The 19,729-nt window shown below is 51.3% G+C and carries 16 protein-coding genes; 6 read left to right on the top strand and 10 right to left on the bottom strand.

Annotated features, from left to right (window positions below):
• Positions 1 to 4: 4 nt before the first annotated feature.
• Positions 5 to 778, bottom strand: a complete 774-nt coding sequence (locus IOQ59_RS07935) for a formylglycine-generating enzyme family protein (RefSeq protein ID WP_228050765.1) — start codon at positions 776 to 778, stop codon at positions 5 to 7.
• Positions 779 to 1,322: 544 nt separating this feature from the next.
• Here IOQ59_RS07935 and IOQ59_RS07930 point away from each other — a divergent pair.
• The 3 genes from IOQ59_RS07930 to IOQ59_RS07920 all read left to right on the top strand — a co-directional run bounded on the left by IOQ59_RS07930 (position 1,323) and on the right by IOQ59_RS07920 (position 5,180).
• Positions 1,323 to 2,327 (top strand): TRAP transporter substrate-binding protein, encoded by a 1,005-nt coding sequence (locus tag IOQ59_RS07930; RefSeq protein ID WP_193952729.1) that lies wholly within the window; start codon positions 1,323 to 1,325, stop codon positions 2,325 to 2,327.
• Between the two features lie 347 nt (positions 2,328 to 2,674).
• The gene (locus IOQ59_RS07925) at positions 2,675 to 4,090 is read left to right on the top strand and encodes a DUF4856 domain-containing protein (RefSeq protein WP_193952728.1); all 1,416 of its coding nucleotides are present in this window, start codon (positions 2,675 to 2,677) and stop codon (positions 4,088 to 4,090) included.
• 118 nt (positions 4,091 to 4,208) lie between these two features.
• The gene (locus tag IOQ59_RS07920; protein ID WP_193952727.1) at positions 4,209 to 5,180 is read left to right on the top strand and encodes a sterol desaturase family protein; all 972 of its coding nucleotides are present in this window, start codon (positions 4,209 to 4,211) and stop codon (positions 5,178 to 5,180) included.
• 95 nt (positions 5,181 to 5,275) lie between these two features.
• On the opposite strand, the gene lhgD is transcribed toward IOQ59_RS07920, so the two are convergent.
• The gene (gene lhgD / locus IOQ59_RS07915) at positions 5,276 to 6,487 is read right to left on the bottom strand and encodes an L-2-hydroxyglutarate dehydrogenase (protein ID WP_193952810.1); all 1,212 of its coding nucleotides are present in this window, start codon (positions 6,485 to 6,487) and stop codon (positions 5,276 to 5,278) included.
• Positions 6,488 to 6,570: 83 nt separating this feature from the next.
• A complete protein-coding gene (glaH, locus tag IOQ59_RS07910; RefSeq protein WP_193952726.1) occupies positions 6,571 to 7,515 on the bottom strand; it encodes a glutarate dioxygenase GlaH in 945 nt (314 codons plus the stop codon).
• Positions 7,516 to 7,672: 157 nt separating this feature from the next.
• Between glaH and csiR the strand changes: the two genes are divergently transcribed.
• Entirely contained in the window at positions 7,673 to 8,380 is a 708-nt protein-coding gene (csiR, locus tag IOQ59_RS07905) for a DNA-binding transcriptional regulator CsiR (protein WP_193952725.1), read from the top strand.
• 18 nt (positions 8,381 to 8,398) lie between these two features.
• Here the strand turns inward: csiR and IOQ59_RS07900 are convergent, their stop codons facing one another.
• Both IOQ59_RS07900 and IOQ59_RS21335 read right to left on the bottom strand, forming a co-directional pair.
• Positions 8,399 to 9,499 carry a sigma-54-dependent Fis family transcriptional regulator gene (locus IOQ59_RS07900; protein ID WP_193952724.1) on the bottom strand — a complete coding sequence of 367 codons (1,101 nt, stop codon included), beginning with the start codon at positions 9,497 to 9,499 and terminating at the stop codon, positions 8,399 to 8,401.
• Between the two features lie 10 nt (positions 9,500 to 9,509).
• Positions 9,510 to 9,632 carry a hypothetical protein gene (locus IOQ59_RS21335; protein WP_255512532.1) on the bottom strand — a complete coding sequence of 41 codons (123 nt, stop codon included), beginning with the start codon at positions 9,630 to 9,632 and terminating at the stop codon, positions 9,510 to 9,512.
• Positions 9,633 to 9,863: 231 nt separating this feature from the next.
• Between IOQ59_RS21335 and IOQ59_RS07895 the strand changes: the two genes are divergently transcribed.
• Positions 9,864 to 10,535 (top strand): TetR/AcrR family transcriptional regulator, encoded by a 672-nt coding sequence (locus IOQ59_RS07895; protein WP_193952723.1) that lies wholly within the window; start codon positions 9,864 to 9,866, stop codon positions 10,533 to 10,535.
• An 8-nt stretch (positions 10,536 to 10,543) separates the two neighbouring features.
• Here IOQ59_RS07895 and IOQ59_RS07890 read toward each other — a convergent pair whose 3' ends face one another.
• From IOQ59_RS07890 to bktB, 5 genes are all read right to left on the bottom strand, one after another.
• Complete coding sequence (locus tag IOQ59_RS07890) at positions 10,544 to 11,161, bottom strand: response regulator transcription factor (RefSeq protein WP_193952722.1); 618 nt, start codon at positions 11,159 to 11,161, stop codon at positions 10,544 to 10,546.
• Between the two features lie 160 nt (positions 11,162 to 11,321).
• Positions 11,322 to 12,983 (bottom strand): electron transfer flavoprotein-ubiquinone oxidoreductase, encoded by a 1,662-nt coding sequence (locus IOQ59_RS07885; RefSeq protein ID WP_228050764.1) that lies wholly within the window; start codon positions 12,981 to 12,983, stop codon positions 11,322 to 11,324.
• Positions 12,984 to 13,101: 118 nt separating this feature from the next.
• The gene (locus IOQ59_RS07880; RefSeq protein WP_193952721.1) at positions 13,102 to 14,880 is read right to left on the bottom strand and encodes an acyl-CoA dehydrogenase C-terminal domain-containing protein; all 1,779 of its coding nucleotides are present in this window, start codon (positions 14,878 to 14,880) and stop codon (positions 13,102 to 13,104) included.
• 94 nt (positions 14,881 to 14,974) lie between these two features.
• Complete coding sequence (gene fadB, locus IOQ59_RS07875) at positions 14,975 to 17,113, bottom strand: fatty acid oxidation complex subunit alpha FadB (RefSeq protein WP_193952720.1); 2,139 nt, start codon at positions 17,111 to 17,113, stop codon at positions 14,975 to 14,977.
• Positions 17,114 to 17,303: 190 nt separating this feature from the next.
• Positions 17,304 to 18,488, bottom strand: a complete 1,185-nt coding sequence (gene bktB, locus IOQ59_RS07870; protein WP_193952719.1) for a beta-ketothiolase BktB — start codon at positions 18,486 to 18,488, stop codon at positions 17,304 to 17,306.
• 236 nt (positions 18,489 to 18,724) lie between these two features.
• Here bktB and IOQ59_RS07865 point away from each other — a divergent pair, with 236 nt between their 5' ends.
• Positions 18,725 to 19,729 (top strand): AraC family transcriptional regulator, encoded by a 1,005-nt coding sequence (locus IOQ59_RS07865; protein ID WP_193952718.1) that lies wholly within the window; start codon positions 18,725 to 18,727, stop codon positions 19,727 to 19,729.

The following is a 19,729-nucleotide window of genomic DNA, read 5'->3' as shown; positions in this document are numbered from 1 at the left end:
GAGCTTATTGATCGTAGGCACAACGAAAACCGATCGAACCGTAGATCGAACGACCGCTGATAGGCGGCTTCACGTTGCGGAAGGAACTACGCAGATTCGGTCGGTTTTCATCCCACGAGCCTCCGCGAACTAAACGCTGTCGCCCCTCTTCAGGCCCCGTCAGATCTCCCTCCGCATAACGACTGATACCATGACGGTCATACCAGTTCATCATCCACTCACCGGCATTACCGTGCATATCATGCAAACCAAAGGCATTGGCCTGATGACTGCCCCGTGGCCAGGTACGATCTTCACCACAACCGTCCGGCTCATTGGGAATAGCTCCCATCGTGACACCATCATCCAAAATGGCATGTTTGCAGGTTGCCTGTTCACCCCATGGATAACGGGAACTGGTGCCCGCGCGTGCCGCTTTTTCCCATTCCGCCTCGTAGGGTAAGCGGCCACCTTTCCATTGGCAGTAGTCTAGTGCCTCTTGCCAGTCAACACAGTTAACAGGGTGCTCCTCCCGCCCCTCTGCTCCCACGTTACAGTACTTATTACGCTGATGATCCTTTGGGCGCTCACACTTACCTGCCGCGATACAGGCTTCATATTCCGCGACCGATACCTCATGACGATCAATCTTAAATGCAGGCACGCTCACAGTTACGCCACCTTCGGGACCTTCATCATTTTCACAGTCTGAATCATTAACCGAACAGCCCATCTTAAATTCACCTGCCGGGATCGTGACAACATCGTCAGCTGCCTGAGTCACTGTACTGATACCCATGATCAATACTCCTAAGGAAATACCTGCCACCCTGTTTTTCAGTTCCATTGTCCGTTCCCAGCCTTTACTTAGTATTGTTATCGCGAGATTCATGCAACTTCATCGATTTTTGAACAGTTATTCATAGAATTAGTTCAAACTATTTCATCTCAGAAAAGCATAGCCGAAGCGATCAGACCTAGATGCGTCCCGGGAGACCTCCTTTCGCACATCACGAGATCAGAAATACCCGTCGCCCCCAATTGAAGCACGACCCAAAAATCCGCACCAGACACAGTCAAAAACGCTCATGATCCTGCACCACAAACAGACATTAATCTTTATTTTTCAATAAGTTTGCACTATATAAAAGCATAACCTTCTGGCCCAAGCGGAGTAAAAAGACTGGCCCTAAAAATGCAATTATGCAGCGGTAAATATGTAAACCGTCAACCAGCCAAAGCAGGCGAGTGACGTGAACACCGCCACGAAAAAATAAAAATAAAAAGCGCCTGCTTTGCTGATTCACACGCTGTTAAATATGATCAATAAACGGGAGTTCAAAATGAAAATCACTTCAAAACTGCCACAGGTACTTTCCCTGACGGCAGGTCTGGTTTTTTCTGCCAGCACCCTGGCAGCAAACTGGAATATCGCAGTCGGTGACGGTGGCGGTAGTGCACAAGAAGCACTGGGTCTAAAATTCATCGAAGCACTCGAGAAAAACACCGCAGGTAAACACTCAGCCAAGCTTTTCCTGAACGGCCAATTGGGTTCCGAGCAAGATACCGTAAACGATGCGGCGATCGGCACCCTCGACTTTTCTATTCTGGCCAGTAACAATCTCGCGCCGTTCTCTCCGACGCTTGGCATTCTTTCTCTGCCATACATCTTCGAAAATCTGGATCAGGCTCAAAAAACAGCGGAAGGTGATGTAGGTAAGCAACTCATCAAGAACACCGTTCGTGATTCCGGTGTACGTATCGTGGGCTGGACCTATTCAGGTTTCCGCGTACTAAGTAACTCCAAACGCCCTATCCAAAAGCTGTCAGACCTGGATGGCGTTATTGTCCGCGTCCCTAAAAACGAAATCATGATCGATACCTACAAGTCCTGGGGCAACAATCCAACGCCGATGGCTTGGTCTGAGACCTTTACTGCTCTGCAACAGGGCGTTGTTGATGGTCAGGACACACCATACACCACGATCTACGCAATGAAGTTTGGTGAAGTACAGAAGTACATCACCGACCTGCACTACCTGTTTCTGCTGGAACCCCTGATTATTTCTGAATCCCTGTTCCAGGATCAGAACGAGGCCACTCAGAAAGCAATTCTGGCAGCCGGTACGGAAGCAACAGCTTACAGCCTGCAGTGGTTAAAAGATCAGGAAGCGACCATCAAGAAAGAGCTGGTCAGCAAATACGGCATGCAGATTGACACGCTGCAGGACGAAGATGAATGGGCGAAACGTGCTCAACAAGCTGTGTGGCCTAAATTCTACGAATCCGTTGGCGGGAAAGAGAAAGTTAATGAACTGCTGCGTTCACTGGGGCGTGATGAAATTTAAACCCTAAAAACCTTGAATCCCCCGTTTTGAGCATGCTTTCACATCGAAAGCATGCTCAACCATCCCTGATATTATCCGCAATTCGCTCACCGCAATCTGACCCTCTTTCCAATCGAACAACTCTCACTAAAAAAAAAACACTGCACAAACAAAAAGAACCTCGCCATTTGTTGATCCAAAGCAATGCGATACGCATGATGATCATTCTCAAATGACGAATGGGAACAATTCTCAGTAGTATTCGCAACACCCTTGTGCTACCTTAGCCATCAAATTTTGTAGTTGTGTTGTCCAGTTACCCCTGACAGCACCTATCATCAATCTACTTTCGATTAAGGTTGTGTACCGTGAAACTGAAGAAAATCGTATCTGCTGTAGCGCTCGCGTCTGTCGCGTCTTTTGGTATGACTGCGCAGGCAGATGAAAAAGCCTATGCCGATTTCCCAGTCACCGTTAAGGATTACAAAGGCGACGCTGAACATTCTGTATCCTACACTGGCCAGATCGCCCGCCAGGTTCTGCATACCTCACTGAAAAAGTTGGCCGGACAGGGTAACGGAGAACCAAACGCTGAGCTGAAAGCGAAGATGATGGCTTACTACGAAGGCAAAGATGCGGGTCGTGACATTATCTCTCCGAAAACCAAAGGCGACTTTGTCATCGCTGAAACCAAGGTTGATGACCTGTCCAAGAAGAAAAACCTGGCTGGTAAGGCGTACAAAGGCGCAGTGACGTCCTGGCCTGGCAACATGACGGGCGCAGAAGTACTGGCCTTCATGATCGATAAAGCTTCTTCTGCGAACAAAGGTTATGACAAAGTAAACGGCCTGGACTACGCACAGCTGATCTCCAAGTTCACCATGGGTGCTGTTTTCTACAACCAGGCGGTCGACAACTACCTGGACGAGAAGCTAGAAGCTGACACTAAACCAAACAACAAACCGTACAAAGCAGGTAAAGCTTACACAGGTAAAGAGCATGTTTGGGATGAAGCCTTCGGTTACTTTGGTGTTCCTGCAAACACACTGTCTCTGACGCCAAAGCAGGCTTACACCGTTGCTAAAGGCAAAGAAGGTGGCCTGACACTGGCTGATGCTAACAAAGATGGCAAAGTCAGCCTGTACAACGAGATGCTGTTTGCACACGGCTACTACGCTGCGGCAACCGACAAAAGTGGCAAGACTAACTACCTGCACACCATCACTAAAGCATTCATCGATGGCCGCCAGCTGATCACCGATGCTAACGGCGAAGCCCTGAGCGATGCAGAACGCACCCAGTTGAAAGCTTACGCAGCAACGATTGCTGAAAACTGGGAAAAAGTCATTGCAGAAGCCGTCTTCAAATACGCAGGCTCCACCTACAAAGATATCGAGAAGCTGAACGCGGCACTGGATGCTAAAGAAGACGTTAGCAAAATTCTGCGTGGCTACGCTAAGCACTGGGGTGAACTGAAAGGTTTCGCTATGGCCCTGCAGGTAAGCGGTAAAGATCTGGGTGCAACGGGTGTACAGCTGAACCGCTTAATCGGATTCGGCCCAGTCCTGCTGGGTAACACTCAGGTAACCGGTATCGATGCTGACGGCAACTACGTACAGAGCAGCACTGTGACTCTGGACGAATACATGTTGCAGATGCTGAAAGTTCAGCAGCTGATGGTTGACGAGTTTGGCGTCGAAGCGCGTAGCAAAGACGTACTGGCAAGCATGGGCGACCTGATCAAGAAGCTGGGCGAGCAGGCTGCTGAAGCAGAAAACGACTAATCAAGACTGACGTAAGTTCCGCGCTGGCGGAAATGGATGTCTGACAGAACCAGCTGTACCGGAATAAGTATTAGATCGGTATAGCTGGTTTTTTGTATTAACAGGTATCATTCCGCTGATGGAAATAGTATTTACTGACTACCTCTCCGACCTGTATACCAGTGTCTATGAAACCGTATTAAACCCACGAAAACGGGTATTTCTCGGTTATATCTTGCTGGCATTGATCATCGCAAGTCTGTGGCTGAAATTGCGTGAAAAAAACCGCGCATCAACAATCGTCAAACGCCTGTTTTCACCGCGTATCTGGTGGTCCACCTCTGCGAAAGCGGACTATCAACTGCTGCTGATCAACAAAGCGATCTTACTCGCCATCGTCCCGCTGCTGATCACAAAAATGGCGCTGGCGACGGTCATTTTTCAACAGCTCTACGAACTGACTGGTTCCCGCCCCCTGCCTGGCAGTCTGCTGCCTGATTGGGCTGTCCCAATTTTCTTTACACTATTTCTTTTCGTGCTGGACGACTTTGCCCGCTACTTCCTGCACATGCTGATGCACCGCTGGCCGTTTCTATGGGCATTTCACAAAGTGCATCACTCCGCTCGTACGATGACACCATTTACCGTGCTACGCACCCATCCGATTGAAGGTCTGCTATTTACACTGCGAAGCATTCTGGTTCAGGCTGTCAGTATTGGCGTATTCCTGTTCTACTTCGGCGATCAGGTCGACCTTATAACTGTGTTGGGCGTGAACTTTGCGGTCTTCATTTTTAATGTCACAGGCTCTAACCTGCGCCATTCTCACATCGCAATTCACTATTGGAGGTGGCTCGAACGCATTCTGATCTCACCCGCACAACACCAGATCCACCATTCCACGCGTGTCCGGCACTTTGATAAGAACTTTGGTGCGGTATTGGCTATCTGGGATTGGATCGGTGGCAGCCTCCATCTATCAGAACCCAAGACTAAGCTGCGGTTTGGTGTTTCAGATAAGATAGATGTGGATGAGCAAACGCTAAAAACGCTGTATCTGCGGCCGTTTCAAGAGTGCTGGTCTGCACTACCGTTCACAAGAAAACGATAAAATATATTGCGAAAAATAACCTGGTTCACCCATCGGAGAATCAGGTTAGAGCCTCGCCCGCGCCATGATGACGACGGGCTGAAGGGTGAGGGCCGTTAGTTAACCTGCTTTTCGGCAAGTTTATCGCAGATATAACCCCCAATCGGAATCGATGAGGTCGCCGCAGGTGACGGTGCATTACACACGTGTAAGCTACGTGGGCTCTCGGCAAACAGGAAATCATGCACCAGTGAGCCATCCTTCATGACGGCCTGTGCACGAATACCCGCTGGATATGGCTGCAGATCACCCAGTTTCAGTTTCGGGCAGTACTTCTGCACTGTTTTCAGATAACCCGGCTTCCACCACGAATTCCACGTTTCGACCAACCCAACCTTGAAGTTAGCTTTCAGTACTTTCCAGAATCCAGAGAAGCCCACCATGTCCATCACATCACGCAGACTGATATTGATCCGGCCGTAACCTTCACGCTTCCAGCCCTGCACCGCGTTTGGTCCCACCGTCACAGTGCCATCAATCATGCGGGTCAGGTGCACACCCAGAAACGGCAGTTCAGGATCAGGAATCGGGTAAATCAGGTGTTTTACAATCTGGTTGTGCTCAGGTCCAAGACGGTAGTATTCGCCTCGAAACGGCACGATTTGAAAGTCGGTTTCGATGCCCAGCATCTTAGTCGTACGATCCGCCATCAGCCCCGAGCAGGTAATCAGGAAACGACACTGGACCTGTTCCTTTTGTCCCGCTCGTTCCACATCAACACTGACAACATCAGATGATTCCGATAATCCGACAACCTTGGTATTCAGACGGGTTTCGCCACCTAACTGTTCAAAGCACCCCGCCATCGCCGTGGTCACCTTCTGGTAATCCACAATACCGGTGTCTTTCACCAAGATAGCCCCGGTGCCAACAATATCCGGTTCCACTTCATTGAGCTGTTTCTGGGTCAACAGCTCAACGTTGATTCCGTTCGTATGGCAGCGCTCGTAGAGGGCCAGCATACGTTCATGCTCAAGCGCATTAGTCGCCACCAGCAACTTACCGCACTGCTCGTAAGCGATCCCGTTTTCTTCACAAAACTGGATCGTCGCAGCAACGCCTTCCTTACAAAACTGCGCTTTCAAACTGCCCGGCGCGTAATACACACCGGCGTGGATCACCCCGCTGTTATGACCAGTCTGATGCTTGGCATATACCGATTCCTTCTCAACCAGTAACACGCTTTTTTCCGGGTGACGCTGCTTCAGCTGCCATGCCGTTGAAACGCCGACGATGCCGCCGCCAATAATCAGGTAATCGTAAATCATAGTGCTCACAGTCATGTAAATAGGAACGTTGTCAGTTAACGCCGAAGCCTCTCACAGATACTCCGGCGTCCACTCATGCGGGTTTACGCTTTGGTGAAGTGGCCACGCTGACGCAACAATTCACGTTCAAGACCCGGATGCGGTACAAACTTATCACGGCCATGCACCCAGCAGTGGTTCTGACAAACCAACATAGAACCCACCGGCACACGTACACCAAAGCAGTTCTCTTCGCTTTCCAGAGACTCGCCCATCTGATGCAGGTACAGGCCCTGACGCATGTTTTGTGGCTCAGCAAACTGGTCGATAAACAGCATGTGAGGCTTGCCCTGGCTATCTTCTTCAAAGAAGACCGGGTGCTCAACTTTATAGGCAACCTGTTTGCTTGGCGGAGAACCCCAAACAATATCCTGCTTCGCCAGAGGGTGATTGTAGAACTTGTCCAGATCCTGCCAGTCATCCACGTGCAGCAGCAAAGATTCGCCGCCTTCCATGTTCTTTTCATCCATCTTCATCATCAGGACGAAGTCTGTACGCTCGTCGACATAGGTGCCGTCGTTGTGCAGCTCCATACGGCGGTGTGCCTGACGCAGATAGCTGTCACTGTTGTCTTCGTTACGTACGGTGAAACGTGCGTAGTACTTACCGTACATGGAATCGAAGTTAGGCATCCCGATCAGGTGAGAGACCGCAGTCGACAACTTAACGTTGAATTCACTCTGATCAGACGCTGGCTGGCCTTCGTACTGCAGCAGGAACGCAGCCTGATCACGGTTTTGCATGATCTGGTTAAGGCGCGGGCTTAGCGTGCCACCACAGATCGCATCTAGTTTATCCGCAATCGCAAAACGTAAGAACGGCTTGTATTCCAATGCCTGCACATCCCACTGCTGAGTCTCTTGCTCAAATGCAGTCAGAGTTTCTTCACTCAGCGTAATCACCTGCAGGCGTTTGTTCTCTGCGAAGTCTTGAACGTTGTAACCATTGGCAGGTGCAGCCACCTGTTGAATCTGCTCGATTGCCGACATTGTTATTTTTCCCAGTCATCGGTTGTTAAATAAGTTGGAAGCAATAATGTCGACGTTTTTGAGTTATGTCAACATTTTTAGATTTCAGCGTTATTTAACTGTTTTGCATTCTTAACGTAGAATGGATCGCATATCAGGCCGTCGAACAGAATGGAATATGACCGCACACGCCAACACGCCCCATACCCCGAACACACACAGCAGCGACAACTATGCCACTCAGGTATTGAGTCAGCTTAAGCAGGATATTCTGACGGGTTACTTCAGCCCCGGAGAGAAGCTGCGCATGGTGCGCCTAAAAGAACGCTATCAGGTGGGGGTGAGTCCATTAAGGGAAGCGCTGTCCCAACTGCTCGTTGAGCAATTGGTGATTGTGGAGAACCAACGCGGATTCACGGTACACCCGATCTCGGCGGAAGAGATGGCGGACATCTACCATACCCGCGCCCAGATCGAAGGGTTATGTGTTGGCCAAGCGATAGAACGCGGTGACGATGCCTGGGAAGCCAGTATTCTGGCTGCGGCCCATCGCTTGAAGAAGTCCGCAGAATTGCTGGACGAAAACAGCCCTGAAAATATTCAACGCTGGGAAGCTCTGCATCAGGAGTTCCACACCGCGATTGCCGCAGGCTGTGCCTCACCGACATTGCTCCACGTGCGCCGGTCACTGTATGAAAAAGCGTCGCGTTACCGCAACCTGTGGCTGAAACGTAATATGCTGAATCGAACTGTTTTCCATGCCAACCAGCAGCAACATCAGGATTTGATTGATGCATTACTGGCGCGAGATAGTGAAAGTGCTGTGCAACTGATTCAGGAGCACTTGTTAGGCCCTTACCGGGCATTGAAAGATACGCAGCTCTGATCAGCAGCCAGTCACTATTTAACCAGAACCAGAGCTGATTCCTGCGTTTTGCAGACGGCGATACAAAGTCGCCCTGCTAATCCCTAACGCCACCGCCGCGGCCGAGATATTACCGCCGCTATCCACTAACGCGCGCTTAATCAGCTCAACTTCTGCGCGCTTGAGGGTATTGGGTGATCCGGTTAATTGCTCACAACCAGAATCATCCAGAGACGCCAGGCTCAGCTCTTCACGAAATTCTTCGGTGAGAAGGTCATCCGTGATCTCATTGTCCCCCTCCTCCATAAATGCGATACAGGTTTTGATCACCGTTTGCAGCTGACGCACATTGCCAGGCCAGCGGTAACGCTGCCAACACTTCATCAGCTCGGCATCAATTGTCATACCATGCCCGTCACCCGCTTCGGCCAGCAGCATATGCTCCACAAAGGCCGGGAAGTTGCGTCGATCTCTCAGCGGAGGGATGCGGATCGCAACGCCGTTCAGGCGGTAATAGAGATCCTCGCGAAAGGTTCCATCCGCCACCATCTGCTTGAGATCACGATGGGTCGCACACACAACCGTAATATCAACGGGGATGACCTTACCACTGCCAAGCGGGGTGACACAGCGATCCTGCAGCACACGCAGTAATCGTGCTTGGAGGTCCAGCGGCATGTCCCCAATTTCATCCAGAAACAAGGTACCTTTATCCGCCTGCTGTACTTTCCCCTGCATGCCGCCGCGTCGGGCCCCCGTAAAGGCTCCTTCTGAATAACCAAACAGTTCCGATTCGATCAACCCTTCAGGGATCGCTGCACAATTCAGCGCTACAAAGGATTGACCTGCTCGATTGCTTTCCTGATGCAGTGCCCGAGCTAAGGCTTCTTTGCCGGAGCCTGTCTCACCCATCAGTAACAGGGGAATCTGATGATTGAGTCCTTTGGCACCACGTCTGGCGGCCCGCGTGAACTCAGTATCATCGAAGGTGACATCAGAGAGGCTGATCTCTCCCTGCTGTCGAGCAGGCGGTGTTTGTGTTCCCTGACGGGTTGAGTGTGAAGTGGGATAAACAGCCACGACTTTTTGCGGACCACTGCGGGTCGCTACCGTGTCGATAGGGGAAGATTGCGCCAACATATCCAATACCTCAGCGATAGCTTGTCAGGTTCACGCGCACAAATGCACGGAAATAGAGTTCGATACCGTCGGCAGGTAAAAGCGGATAGAGAGATACTGACATCTCCCGCTGACTGCGAGTAGAAACGTTCATGACAGGACACCCAGTTTTATATTTATTAGTACGTGCGACCTAGAATATTATTAACCTTAGCAGTCGTTCAGGAAAAATAAAATAGGTCACTGGTCCTATTTATTGCTAACATTAAGAATATGACGCTGTAATAGGCAGCGTTTTACGTACGAACTGTCCCTAAATTGAACGATTGTGTCAGATTAGAGATAATCCTTCTTATCCAACTCAGACTAAGAATATCAATACGTTATGTGTGCAGTTCAGCTACAAGTCCGCCCCGGTACCGCCGCTTTTTCCAAAGGACAGGAGCGGGTCCTGAAAATTCTTCAGTCTGCGCAAGAATTGATGATCGCTGGCGGCTACCACAACCTCACATTACGTAAAGTAGCCGCGGGAGCGGGTATCAGTGTGGGTAACCTCAACTATTACTACTCCAACAAGCAGGATCTGCTGCGAGATCTGCTGGACAAAGTGATAGAAAGTTATGTCTGGGAGTTTGATCAGGTCCTGCAAAGCGCGGGCGAATCCCCGGAAGATCAGTTTGTTGCGATTGTGAAGTTTATCATTGAGGATATCGGTACTCAGGAAACGACCCACTTTTTCCCTGAACTCTGGGCGCTGGCTAATCATGATGAGTACGCCGCTGATCGTATGGATGCACTCTACATCAAGGCCAGAGCGGTGCTGAACCACCTGATTGCGATTCTGAACCCTGCATTGACTGAATCGTCACGGGAACAAGTCGCGCTGTTTGTTTCCGCTTCTATGGAAGGTTTAACGCCCTTTGCTGGCTTTGGAAAACCCTGGGCGACCCAACGCCCGGAAATTACCAATATTGCGGCTATCGGTTTCCTGCATCTGGTCACTAGTATTACCAATGAATCCATTCAGGGTGGTCTCAGCACACCCAAATCCCGTTAGCCGTCCAGTTAAGGACAGCCCAAGCGGGAGATCAGCTGTGTACGAGTTGTTACATCAAACTTTCTCAAAATCTCAGAAATATGTGATTTAACGGTGCTTTCACTGATATTTAGATCATACGCGATCTGCTTATTCGAATGTCCAACTCTCACCTGTCTCAACACCTCTTGCTGCCGTTCGGTCAGTGTTGGATTCTGTAGATGGCCTGATGTGTAACACCTCAACACCGATTTTTTTTGCGGATCAGGCCAATGATCCTTTCCGTTCAACAATCCACTGGTCACTTCTGAAATTTCCCGCAAACTGGCCGCATTGGACACCAGACCTGAAGCCCCGATGCGACGGGCTTGATAGAGCGCCTCATGATCCAAGTGATCTGCGAACATCAACACCGGTGTATTAACTTTCTCGATGGTCTGTCGCATTGTACTGACGCCACAACGGTGAACGAGTGCAGAATCCAGAATGATCAAATCCATCTGCCGACGGGGCACATTCTCGGCCAGCGAATCACTTTCATAGATCCGATAATTTGATCGACTGCAACGATCATCCAGCGCAATCTTAACCCCCCGGCGATACAGTTCATGTCGCGCAGCAACCAGAATATTTTTATTAGAAGTCATGTGTCCCCCTGCAAGACCCCACTGTCTGAACGGTTAGGAAACTGTCTGAACAGGTCGAAAACTGAGCCTTCAAGAAAAAGATCAGGCACCTTGCGGCACCTGATAAAGGGATTGTGAGAAAACTCACAACGGTAAGAGACTGTCTGGAAGCAAAGGCAGCTTACATATTCGGATAGTTCGGGCCGCCACCGCCTTCCGGGGTCACCCAAGTAATGTTCTGCGCGGGGTCTTTGATGTCGCAGGTTTTACAGTGCAGGCAGTTCTGGCCATTGATCTGGAAACGCTGTCCCTGCTCATCTTCCATCACTTCATATACCCCCGCAGGACAGTAACGCTGTGCCGGTTCAGCATAGAGCGGAAGGTTCTTACTCAGCGGCAGATCAACATCGCGCAACACCAAATGACACGGCTGATCTTCTTCATGGTTGGTGTTGGAGAGGAACACCGACGACAACTTATCAAAACTCAGTTTACCGTCAGGCTTTGGATAACGAATCGGTTCAAACTGATCCGCCGGTTTGAGCTGCGCATAGTCGACATGATTATCTCGCAGGGTGATCGGCAGCTTGCCGCCAAAGATATTCTGATCAATAAAGTTGAACGCGCCACCCAGCATCGGACCAAATTTGTGCATCGCGGGGCCAAAGTTACGGGTGCGGTACAACTCATCGTACAACCAGGAGGTCTTAAAGCTATCAGTAAACGCTGACAGTTCTTTGCTACCTTCACACCCACCACTGATCGCTGCAAACACGGTTTCTGCCGCCAGCATGCCGGACTTCATCGCCGTATGCGTGCCTTTGATCTTGGCAAAATTCAGAGTGCCTGCATTACAGCCAATCACCAATCCACCCGGGAAGGTCATCTTTGGTAACGCGTTGAAACCACCTTTGGAGATAGCACGGGCGCCATAAGAGACACGCTTGCCACCGTCCAGATACTGCTTCAGCACGGGATGGTGTTTCAGGCGCTGGAACTCATCAAACGGACTGACATGCGGGTTGGCGTAGTTCAGATCGACGATCAGCCCAACAACAACCTGATTATTTTCCGTGTGATACAGGAAGAAACCACCGCTGGTACCTTTCTCCAGTGGCCAGCCTGAGCCGTGTATCACGAGACCCGGCTGATGCTTCTCCGGTTCCCCTTCTTTTACAGGTAAGTCCCACAACTCTTTGATGCCGATACCGTAATGCTGAGCATCCGCATCGACATCCAGATCAAACTTCGCATACAGCTCTTTGCCTAAATGACCCCGGCAACCTTCTGCAAACAGGGTGTATTTGGCATGCAGCTCCATACCCTGCATGTAGCTGTCTTTCTGCTCACCGGATTCGCTGATACCCATGTCACCCGTGGCGATTCCTTTTACAGCACCGTCATCGTGGTAAAGGATCTCGCTCGCCGCAAAGCCCGGAAAGATCTCAACGCCCAGTTGCTCCGCCTGCTCTGCTAACCAGCGGCAGACGTTGCCCAGACTGGCGATATAGTTGCCTTCGTTATGCATGGTTTTCGGCACCACACCGTTTGGCAATTTCTGGGCTTTCGTATCATCTTTCAGCAGGAATAACTGATCTTCAGTCACCGGTATATTCAGCGGCGCACCCCGCTCTTTCCAATCAGGAAACAGCTCATCCAGCGCACGCGGTTCGATGATCGCACCGGACAAAATATGCGCGCCAACCTCTGAACCTTTCTCAACGACACAGACCGTCAACTCACGCTCAGCGGCTTGCGCCTGTTGCATCAAACGACACGCAGCCGACAGACCGGACGGACCCGCACCAACAATAACAACGTCAAATTCCATAGATTCGCGCATGAATAGTACCTCACATCGTTTGCGCTCATTCATAGTCATCCAGGATGGTAGAGGCTCACTAATCTCTCTACCCGCAAGGACAACCAGCACTGGCTCACTCGTACAAAAACAGATCCGTTTAGAACTGATCTTCCGACAGCGCCATCACACTTGTGCTCCCCGCTTTAACAGCTGCCAACGCACTCTGCACTCGCGGCAACAGATGCTCGGAGTAGTATTGCGCCGTAATCAGCTTGGTTTGCAGGAACTCAGCATCCCCTTGCCCCGCATCCAGCTGTGCCTGCGCTTTTAATGCAGACTGGCCCATGATCCAACCCCCGCAGATGTAACCGAACATCATCATGAACTGGACGCTGACACTGCCAGCCGCAGCCGCATCTTTAGCAGCATTGTCCAGCAACCATTCACGTGCAGACTTGCCTGACTCCACCGCATCTCGCAGGGCAGCGCCTTGAGCCGCAAACGGCTCAATACCTTCCAGCTGTTCAACGGTCGCTTCCATCTCAGTCAACAGGTCTGCCAGATGTTCACCACCGTTCACCAACGTCTTACGCCCCACCAGATCCAGCGCCTGAATACCGGTCGTACCTTCATAAATGGTCAGGATGCGTGCATCGCGGTAATGCTGGGCTGAGCCGGTCTCTTCGATAAAGCCCATGCCGCCGTGGACCTGCGTCCCCAGATAGGTCACCTCTTGCGCCAATTCGGTCAACCAGCCTTTAACAATCGGCGTCAGTAACTCAACACGGGCATTATTTTTTTGTGCAGCATCCCGGCTCTGTGCGTAGTGCCCCCGGTCGATCTCCGCTGCAGCGACAAACGCCAGACCGCGCATCGCTTCGATGGATGCCTTCATCTGCATCAACATACGGCGTACATCTGGGAATTTGATAATCGAGAAACGACTACCATCCTTTTTGGTACCCTGAAGACGGTCTTTGGCATATTCCACCGCCTGCTGGTAAGAACGCTCGGCAATCGCCAGACCCTGCAAACCCACGCCCTGACGTGCGTGGTTCATCATCGTGAACATATACGCCAGACCTTTGTTCTCTTCACCGACCAGATAGCCCACCGCACCTTCGTTGTCGCCAAAGCTCATGACACAGGTCGGACTGCCGTGGATACCGAGTTTGTGCTCCAGAGAGACGCAATGTGCATCGTTACGGGCTGCAGGATTTCCGTTTTCATCCAACAGGAACTTGGGTACTACAAACAGGGAGATGCCTTTGACACCTGCCGGGGCATCCGGCACCCGTGCCAGCACCAGATGCACGACGTTGTCCGTCATCTGATGATCACCCCAGGTAATGAAGATCTTCTGGCCAGTAATCAGGTAGTGATCACCATTGGGAACCGCTTTTGTTTTGACGGCAGCCAGATCCGTTCCCGCATCCGGCTCAGTCAGGTTCATGGTGCCGGTCCATTCACCGCTCACCATCTTCGGCAGATAGGTTTGCTTCAGCGCATCTGAACCATGATGAGCGATGGACTCAATCGCCCCCTGCCCCAACAATGGACACAGGGCGAACGCCAGATTGGATGACTGCCAGATTTCATTGACGGCCGTCCCCAGTACGTTAGGCAGATTCTGACCACCAAACTCCTCAGCTGCGGTTAATGAAGACCAACCTCCTTCCATATACTGCTGATAGGCTTCAGAGAAACCCGCGCTCTCCTGCACGCCGTTTTCGGCCAGCTGAGGATGTTGGGTATCACCAACCACATTCAACGGAGCCAATACATCAGAACCTAACTTTCCAGCTTCAGTCAGAATGACCGATGCCAGCTCGGCATTCACATCTTCCAATCCTGCATCGGCGCACAGCGCGTCAAAATCGACCAGTTCATTCAGAACAAACTCTGCATCACGGTAAGGGTGTTTGTATTCGCTCATAATCTTCCACTCGTTGCGGGCCAGTATCAGGACCGGCCTCTCTTTATTTTGTACTTAAACTGTCCTCCTCTTCATACGGAGGACGATTGCTGAATCAATAGAACGTGCGCTTTTCCGCTAACATCGCTTTAAAGCCGTCAGTCAGCTGATACAACGCACCGTGCTGCTGATTAGCCTCAGCTTTTACAGCAAAAACATCCAACCCCAACGTATCGATGTAACGCAACGCGCCACCGTGGAAACGCGGGAAACCCAGCCCTAAAATCAATCCCATATCAACTTCAGTCGCGGTTTCAACAATCCCGTCTTCCAGACACCGTACCGCTTCCAGACACATTGGAATCATCATGCGATCAATGATCTCCTGATCACTGATATCCAGGGATTGCGTCACCCGATCAGCAATCAGTTGACGGGCCAAACCTGCCGGCTCTTTATAACGGCGACCATCGTCATCAACACCATACTCATAAAAGCCCTTACCGTTTTTCTGGCCCAAACAATCAGCCGCCAGCAACGCTTCGGCAATCACATCTGCATCATGTCCCATACGCTCCGGGAACCCTGCCTGCATGACATGATCGGCGTGAACCAGCGTATCAATGCCGACAACATCAGCCAGATAAGCGGGCCCCATCGGCCAGCCAAACTGCTCCATCACACGGTCGATACGTTGAAAATCGACACCATCAATCAGCAAACGGTTAAAGGCGTTGAAGTAAGGAAACAGAATTCGATTAACCAGAAATCCCGGACAGTCATTCACCACAATCGGTGTCTTGCCCATTGCCGTTGCATAGGCCACTGTGCGGGCGATGGTTTGATTACTGGTTTTGCTACCGCGAATCACTTCCACCAATGGCATCAGATGCACCGGGTTAAAGAAGTGCATGCCGCAGAACTGCTCTGGGCGGGCCACACTTTCCGCCAGTGAATCGATGGAGATCGTTGATGTGTTGGAAGCCAGTACAGCATCATCAGGGACCGCTCGCTCTACATCAGCCAGCACTGCGGCCTTCACCACTGGGTTTTCAACCACTGCTTCAACCACCAGATCAACCGCCCAAAAATCCTTGTAATCCAAAGTGGGCGTGATGGCATCCATTACAGCCGTTTTACCTGCATCGTCCAAACGGCCCTTGGCGATTTTTCGGTCGAGCAGCTTAGACGCTGTTTTCACACCCAGATCCAGTGCTTCTTCCCGAATATCTTTCATCAGGATCGGCGTGCCAGTAGACGCAGATTGATAAGCAACACCCCCACCCATAATGCCTGCACCTAATACCGCACTCTGCTTCACAGGTGCAGCCTGCTTACACCAGCGCTTCGATTGCTTCTTCAGAAGCTGATCGTTCATAAACAATCCAATCAGGCTTTTAGCCGAATCGGAATGCGCCAGCGTAACCAAACTATCCAGCTCAGTATTGAGTGCTTCTGCAAAATCCAGCGTACTGTGCTGCGTGACAGTGGCCAGGATAACCCCCGCCGCAGGATAGTTCGGATCCAGCTTCTTACCATACTGGTCTTGCAGATCAGCAAGTTCGGTACGTACGGCCGCGGAATCGACCAACGGCTGCTGTTTACGTGCGCGGTTCTGAGCGTGACTCTTTTCACCAGTGATCGCCGCCTGCAACACTGACAACGCTTCCTGACACAACGCATCTGGCGCAGCCACTGCATCAACTGCACCTTGCTCTAGCGCAACCTGAGGCTTCTGAGGTTTACCGGTCAACGTCCACTGCAGGGCCGCTTCGGTACCGATCAAACGACTCAATCGAACCGTACCACCCCAACCCGGACAGATACCCAAATTCACTTCCGGCAGACCCACGCGTGCATCCGCAGCCAGCACACGAAAATCAGCACTCAGCGCGAGCTCAAAACCACCGCCCAACGCCATACCGTTGATTGCGACCACCGTGGGAAAAGGCAGGTTTTCTAACGCCCGGAACGTCTTGTGTGTCTCATTGATCCACGCCTTAAGCGCATCAGGAGTCAGAGAAAAATTGTTCTGAAACTCAGTGATATCAGCGCCCACTATAAAGGCCGGTTTCGCACTACTGATCAACAACCCCTTAACGTCCGGGGTTTCTTCTAACAGAGACACCGCCTCACCCAATTCCTTTAGGGTTAGGTTGTTCAGTTTGTTAACAGATTCGCCCTGAAGGTCGAACCTGAGTTCAACCACACCGTTATCGATGGATGTAAGGCTGATCGCCTGACCGTTATACATTTAGATTTCCTCGAACACCGCTGCCTGCACAAAAAGAACGGGCCATCACTGACCCTAAGGGACATTCATGTCCTACCAGAGTGCAAACAAATAAAATCAGCTTTGGGCTTAAAAACAGCCATCCATGGCCAAATGGAGTAAGAAATTGACTCCAGCCCAGTACGTTTAACCCACAAAGAAGGGGATCGGGTTAAACGCGTTCAAACAATGCAGCGATACCCTGACCGCCACCAATACATAGGCTCACAATTGCATAACGGCCATTAACTCGGTTCAGTTCGTGCAACGCTTTAACCGTCACAACCGCACCGGTTGCCCCAATTGGATGCCCCAGAGAGATACCACTACCATTCGGATTCACCCGATCACGTGGCAGATCCAGCTGCTGTGCAACGGCCAGTGCCTGAGCAGCGAATGCTTCGTTCACTTCGTACACATCGATGTCATTCACACTGAGCTCATTACGTTCCAGGATTTCCTGAATCGCGGGTACAGGGCCAATACCCATGATCTTCGGATCAACACCCACTACGGAGTAATCAACCAGCCTGGCCATGGCTTGCACACCTTGAGCCTCAGCTTCTTCACGATCCATCATCACCAGCGCCGCCGCCGCATCATTCAAGCCAGACGCGTTGCCCGCAGTCACAGTGCCGTCTTTCTTAAACACCGGCTTAAGCTTCGCCATGTCAGCCGGCGTGCAGTCGTAACGAACATGCTCATCGGTATCGAACAACGTCACACCTTTGCGGCTTTTCAGCTCAACCGGCACGATCTGCTCTTTGAAGTAACCGTTTTCAATCGCGTTTTGCGCGCGGTTGTGGCTCTGCGCCGCCAGCTCATCCTGCTGTTCGCGGGTGATGCCATATTTTTCAGCAACGTTTTCAGCCGTTACGCCCATGTGGATGTGATTGAACGGACAGTGCAGTGCCGCAACCATTGGATCAATCAACGCACCGTCCCCCATACGCTGGCCGAAACGTGCGGTTGGCATGTGGTATGGCGCAAGGCTCATGGATTCAGCACCACCGGCCACCACCGTGTCACAGATACCCAGCTCAATCTGCTGTGCAGCAGTCAGTACCGCCTGCAGGCCACTGCCACAAAGACGGTTCACAGTCAGTGCTGGCGCGGTTTCAGACAGTCCACCGTTCAGCGCAGCAACACGCCCCAGATACATATCCGCAGGTTCGGAGTGGATGACGTTACCGAAGACCGTTTGCCCGACAGACTCTGCAGCAATGCCTGCACGCTTCACGGCTTCGGCCACCAACATACCCGCCATAGCACCCGGCTTTTGAGCTTTCAGGCTGCCGCCGTAGCTACCAATCGCTGTACGTACACCGCTTACCACAACCACTTCACGTTTCTGCATGTGACCTCTCTAATCTGCGCCGCGGCTATCTAAAGCTGCGTTCGCGTGTTGTTTTTGAGTTAGCCGGATGATGCCGTAAACCACCCGTACCAGAATGCCTCCTAGTTTCATCTGCAGACGCACGATCAACAATAACGAAAGCAGCCTTATAGTTAACATTTTCGGACATTCAGGCTACACTAGCATTATATATACAGCTTAGTTCTTTAGGTTACCTGTCATATACGGACACAGACATGAGTACAGAACGCCACTCTATTTCAATTCATTTTGCACGCACGCTGGTCGCTTCAGCCAAACGTCATGGTGTTGATCATCAGCAGCTATTACGGTTTGCCGGTTTAAACGAACAGCTGCTGGAAAACCCGGGGTTACGGATTACACCGGACCAGCTCAGCCGGATGATGCAAGAGATGTGGCGGGTCGCCGATGATGAATTTATGTGCATGGGGAGTCAGCCTTCACGGCACGGCGTATTCACTCTCATGTCGAAACAAGCAGTGCGTTGCCGCAACCTAAGAGCCGTCTACCACCATTTGGGGCATTTTTATAACCTGGTGGCAGATGCATTAATTCTGGACTTTACGATCACCGACAACGAAGCCCGCTTTTCCCTGCGCCTGACTGATCCGGACAGGGATCCGGACAATACGCTGCGCGAGTTTTTGCTACTGCTCTGGCACCGTTTCCCCAGCTGGCTGATTGGACAGCGCATCCCCTTAAAATATGTCACGCTGGATTTTCCCGAACCTGCACACAGCGCAGAACACCGCCTGATGTATCCCTGCACGGCTAAGTACAACCAATCGGCCAACTGTCTGGTGTTCAGCACCGATATGCTGGATGAACCGGTAGTACAGACCCCACGCACCTTAAGTGCTTATCTGCGCCGCGCGCCACTCGACTGGTTTAAACGACAGGCTTACTACCCCGTATTTACCCGTCGCGTTATGGATTACCTTGAACAAGCACCAGAACTGGCGGCAACCAATATGGATGATATTGCAGCGGAGTTGCATGTGACTTCGAGGACGCTACGCCGAAAACTGGCCGATGAAGGCACCAGTTTTCAGGAGCTAAAGGATGATGTCCGGCGTGATGCCGCCATTCATTATCTGAGCCAACCGTCGATTCCGATCTCTCAGATCTCGCGCCAGCTGGGTTTTTCCGAACCGGCAGCGTTTACCCGTGCGTTTAAACAATGGACCGGAGTGCCGCCCAGCGTCTACCGCCGGAGCTAA

It is taken from the genome of Pontibacterium sinense, assembly GCF_015209595.1.
GTDB lineage: Bacteria > Pseudomonadota > Gammaproteobacteria > Pseudomonadales > Balneatricaceae > Pontibacterium > Pontibacterium sinense.
Note: the sequence above shows the minus strand (reverse complement) of the source record. Positions and strands in the feature narration are given on the sequence as shown.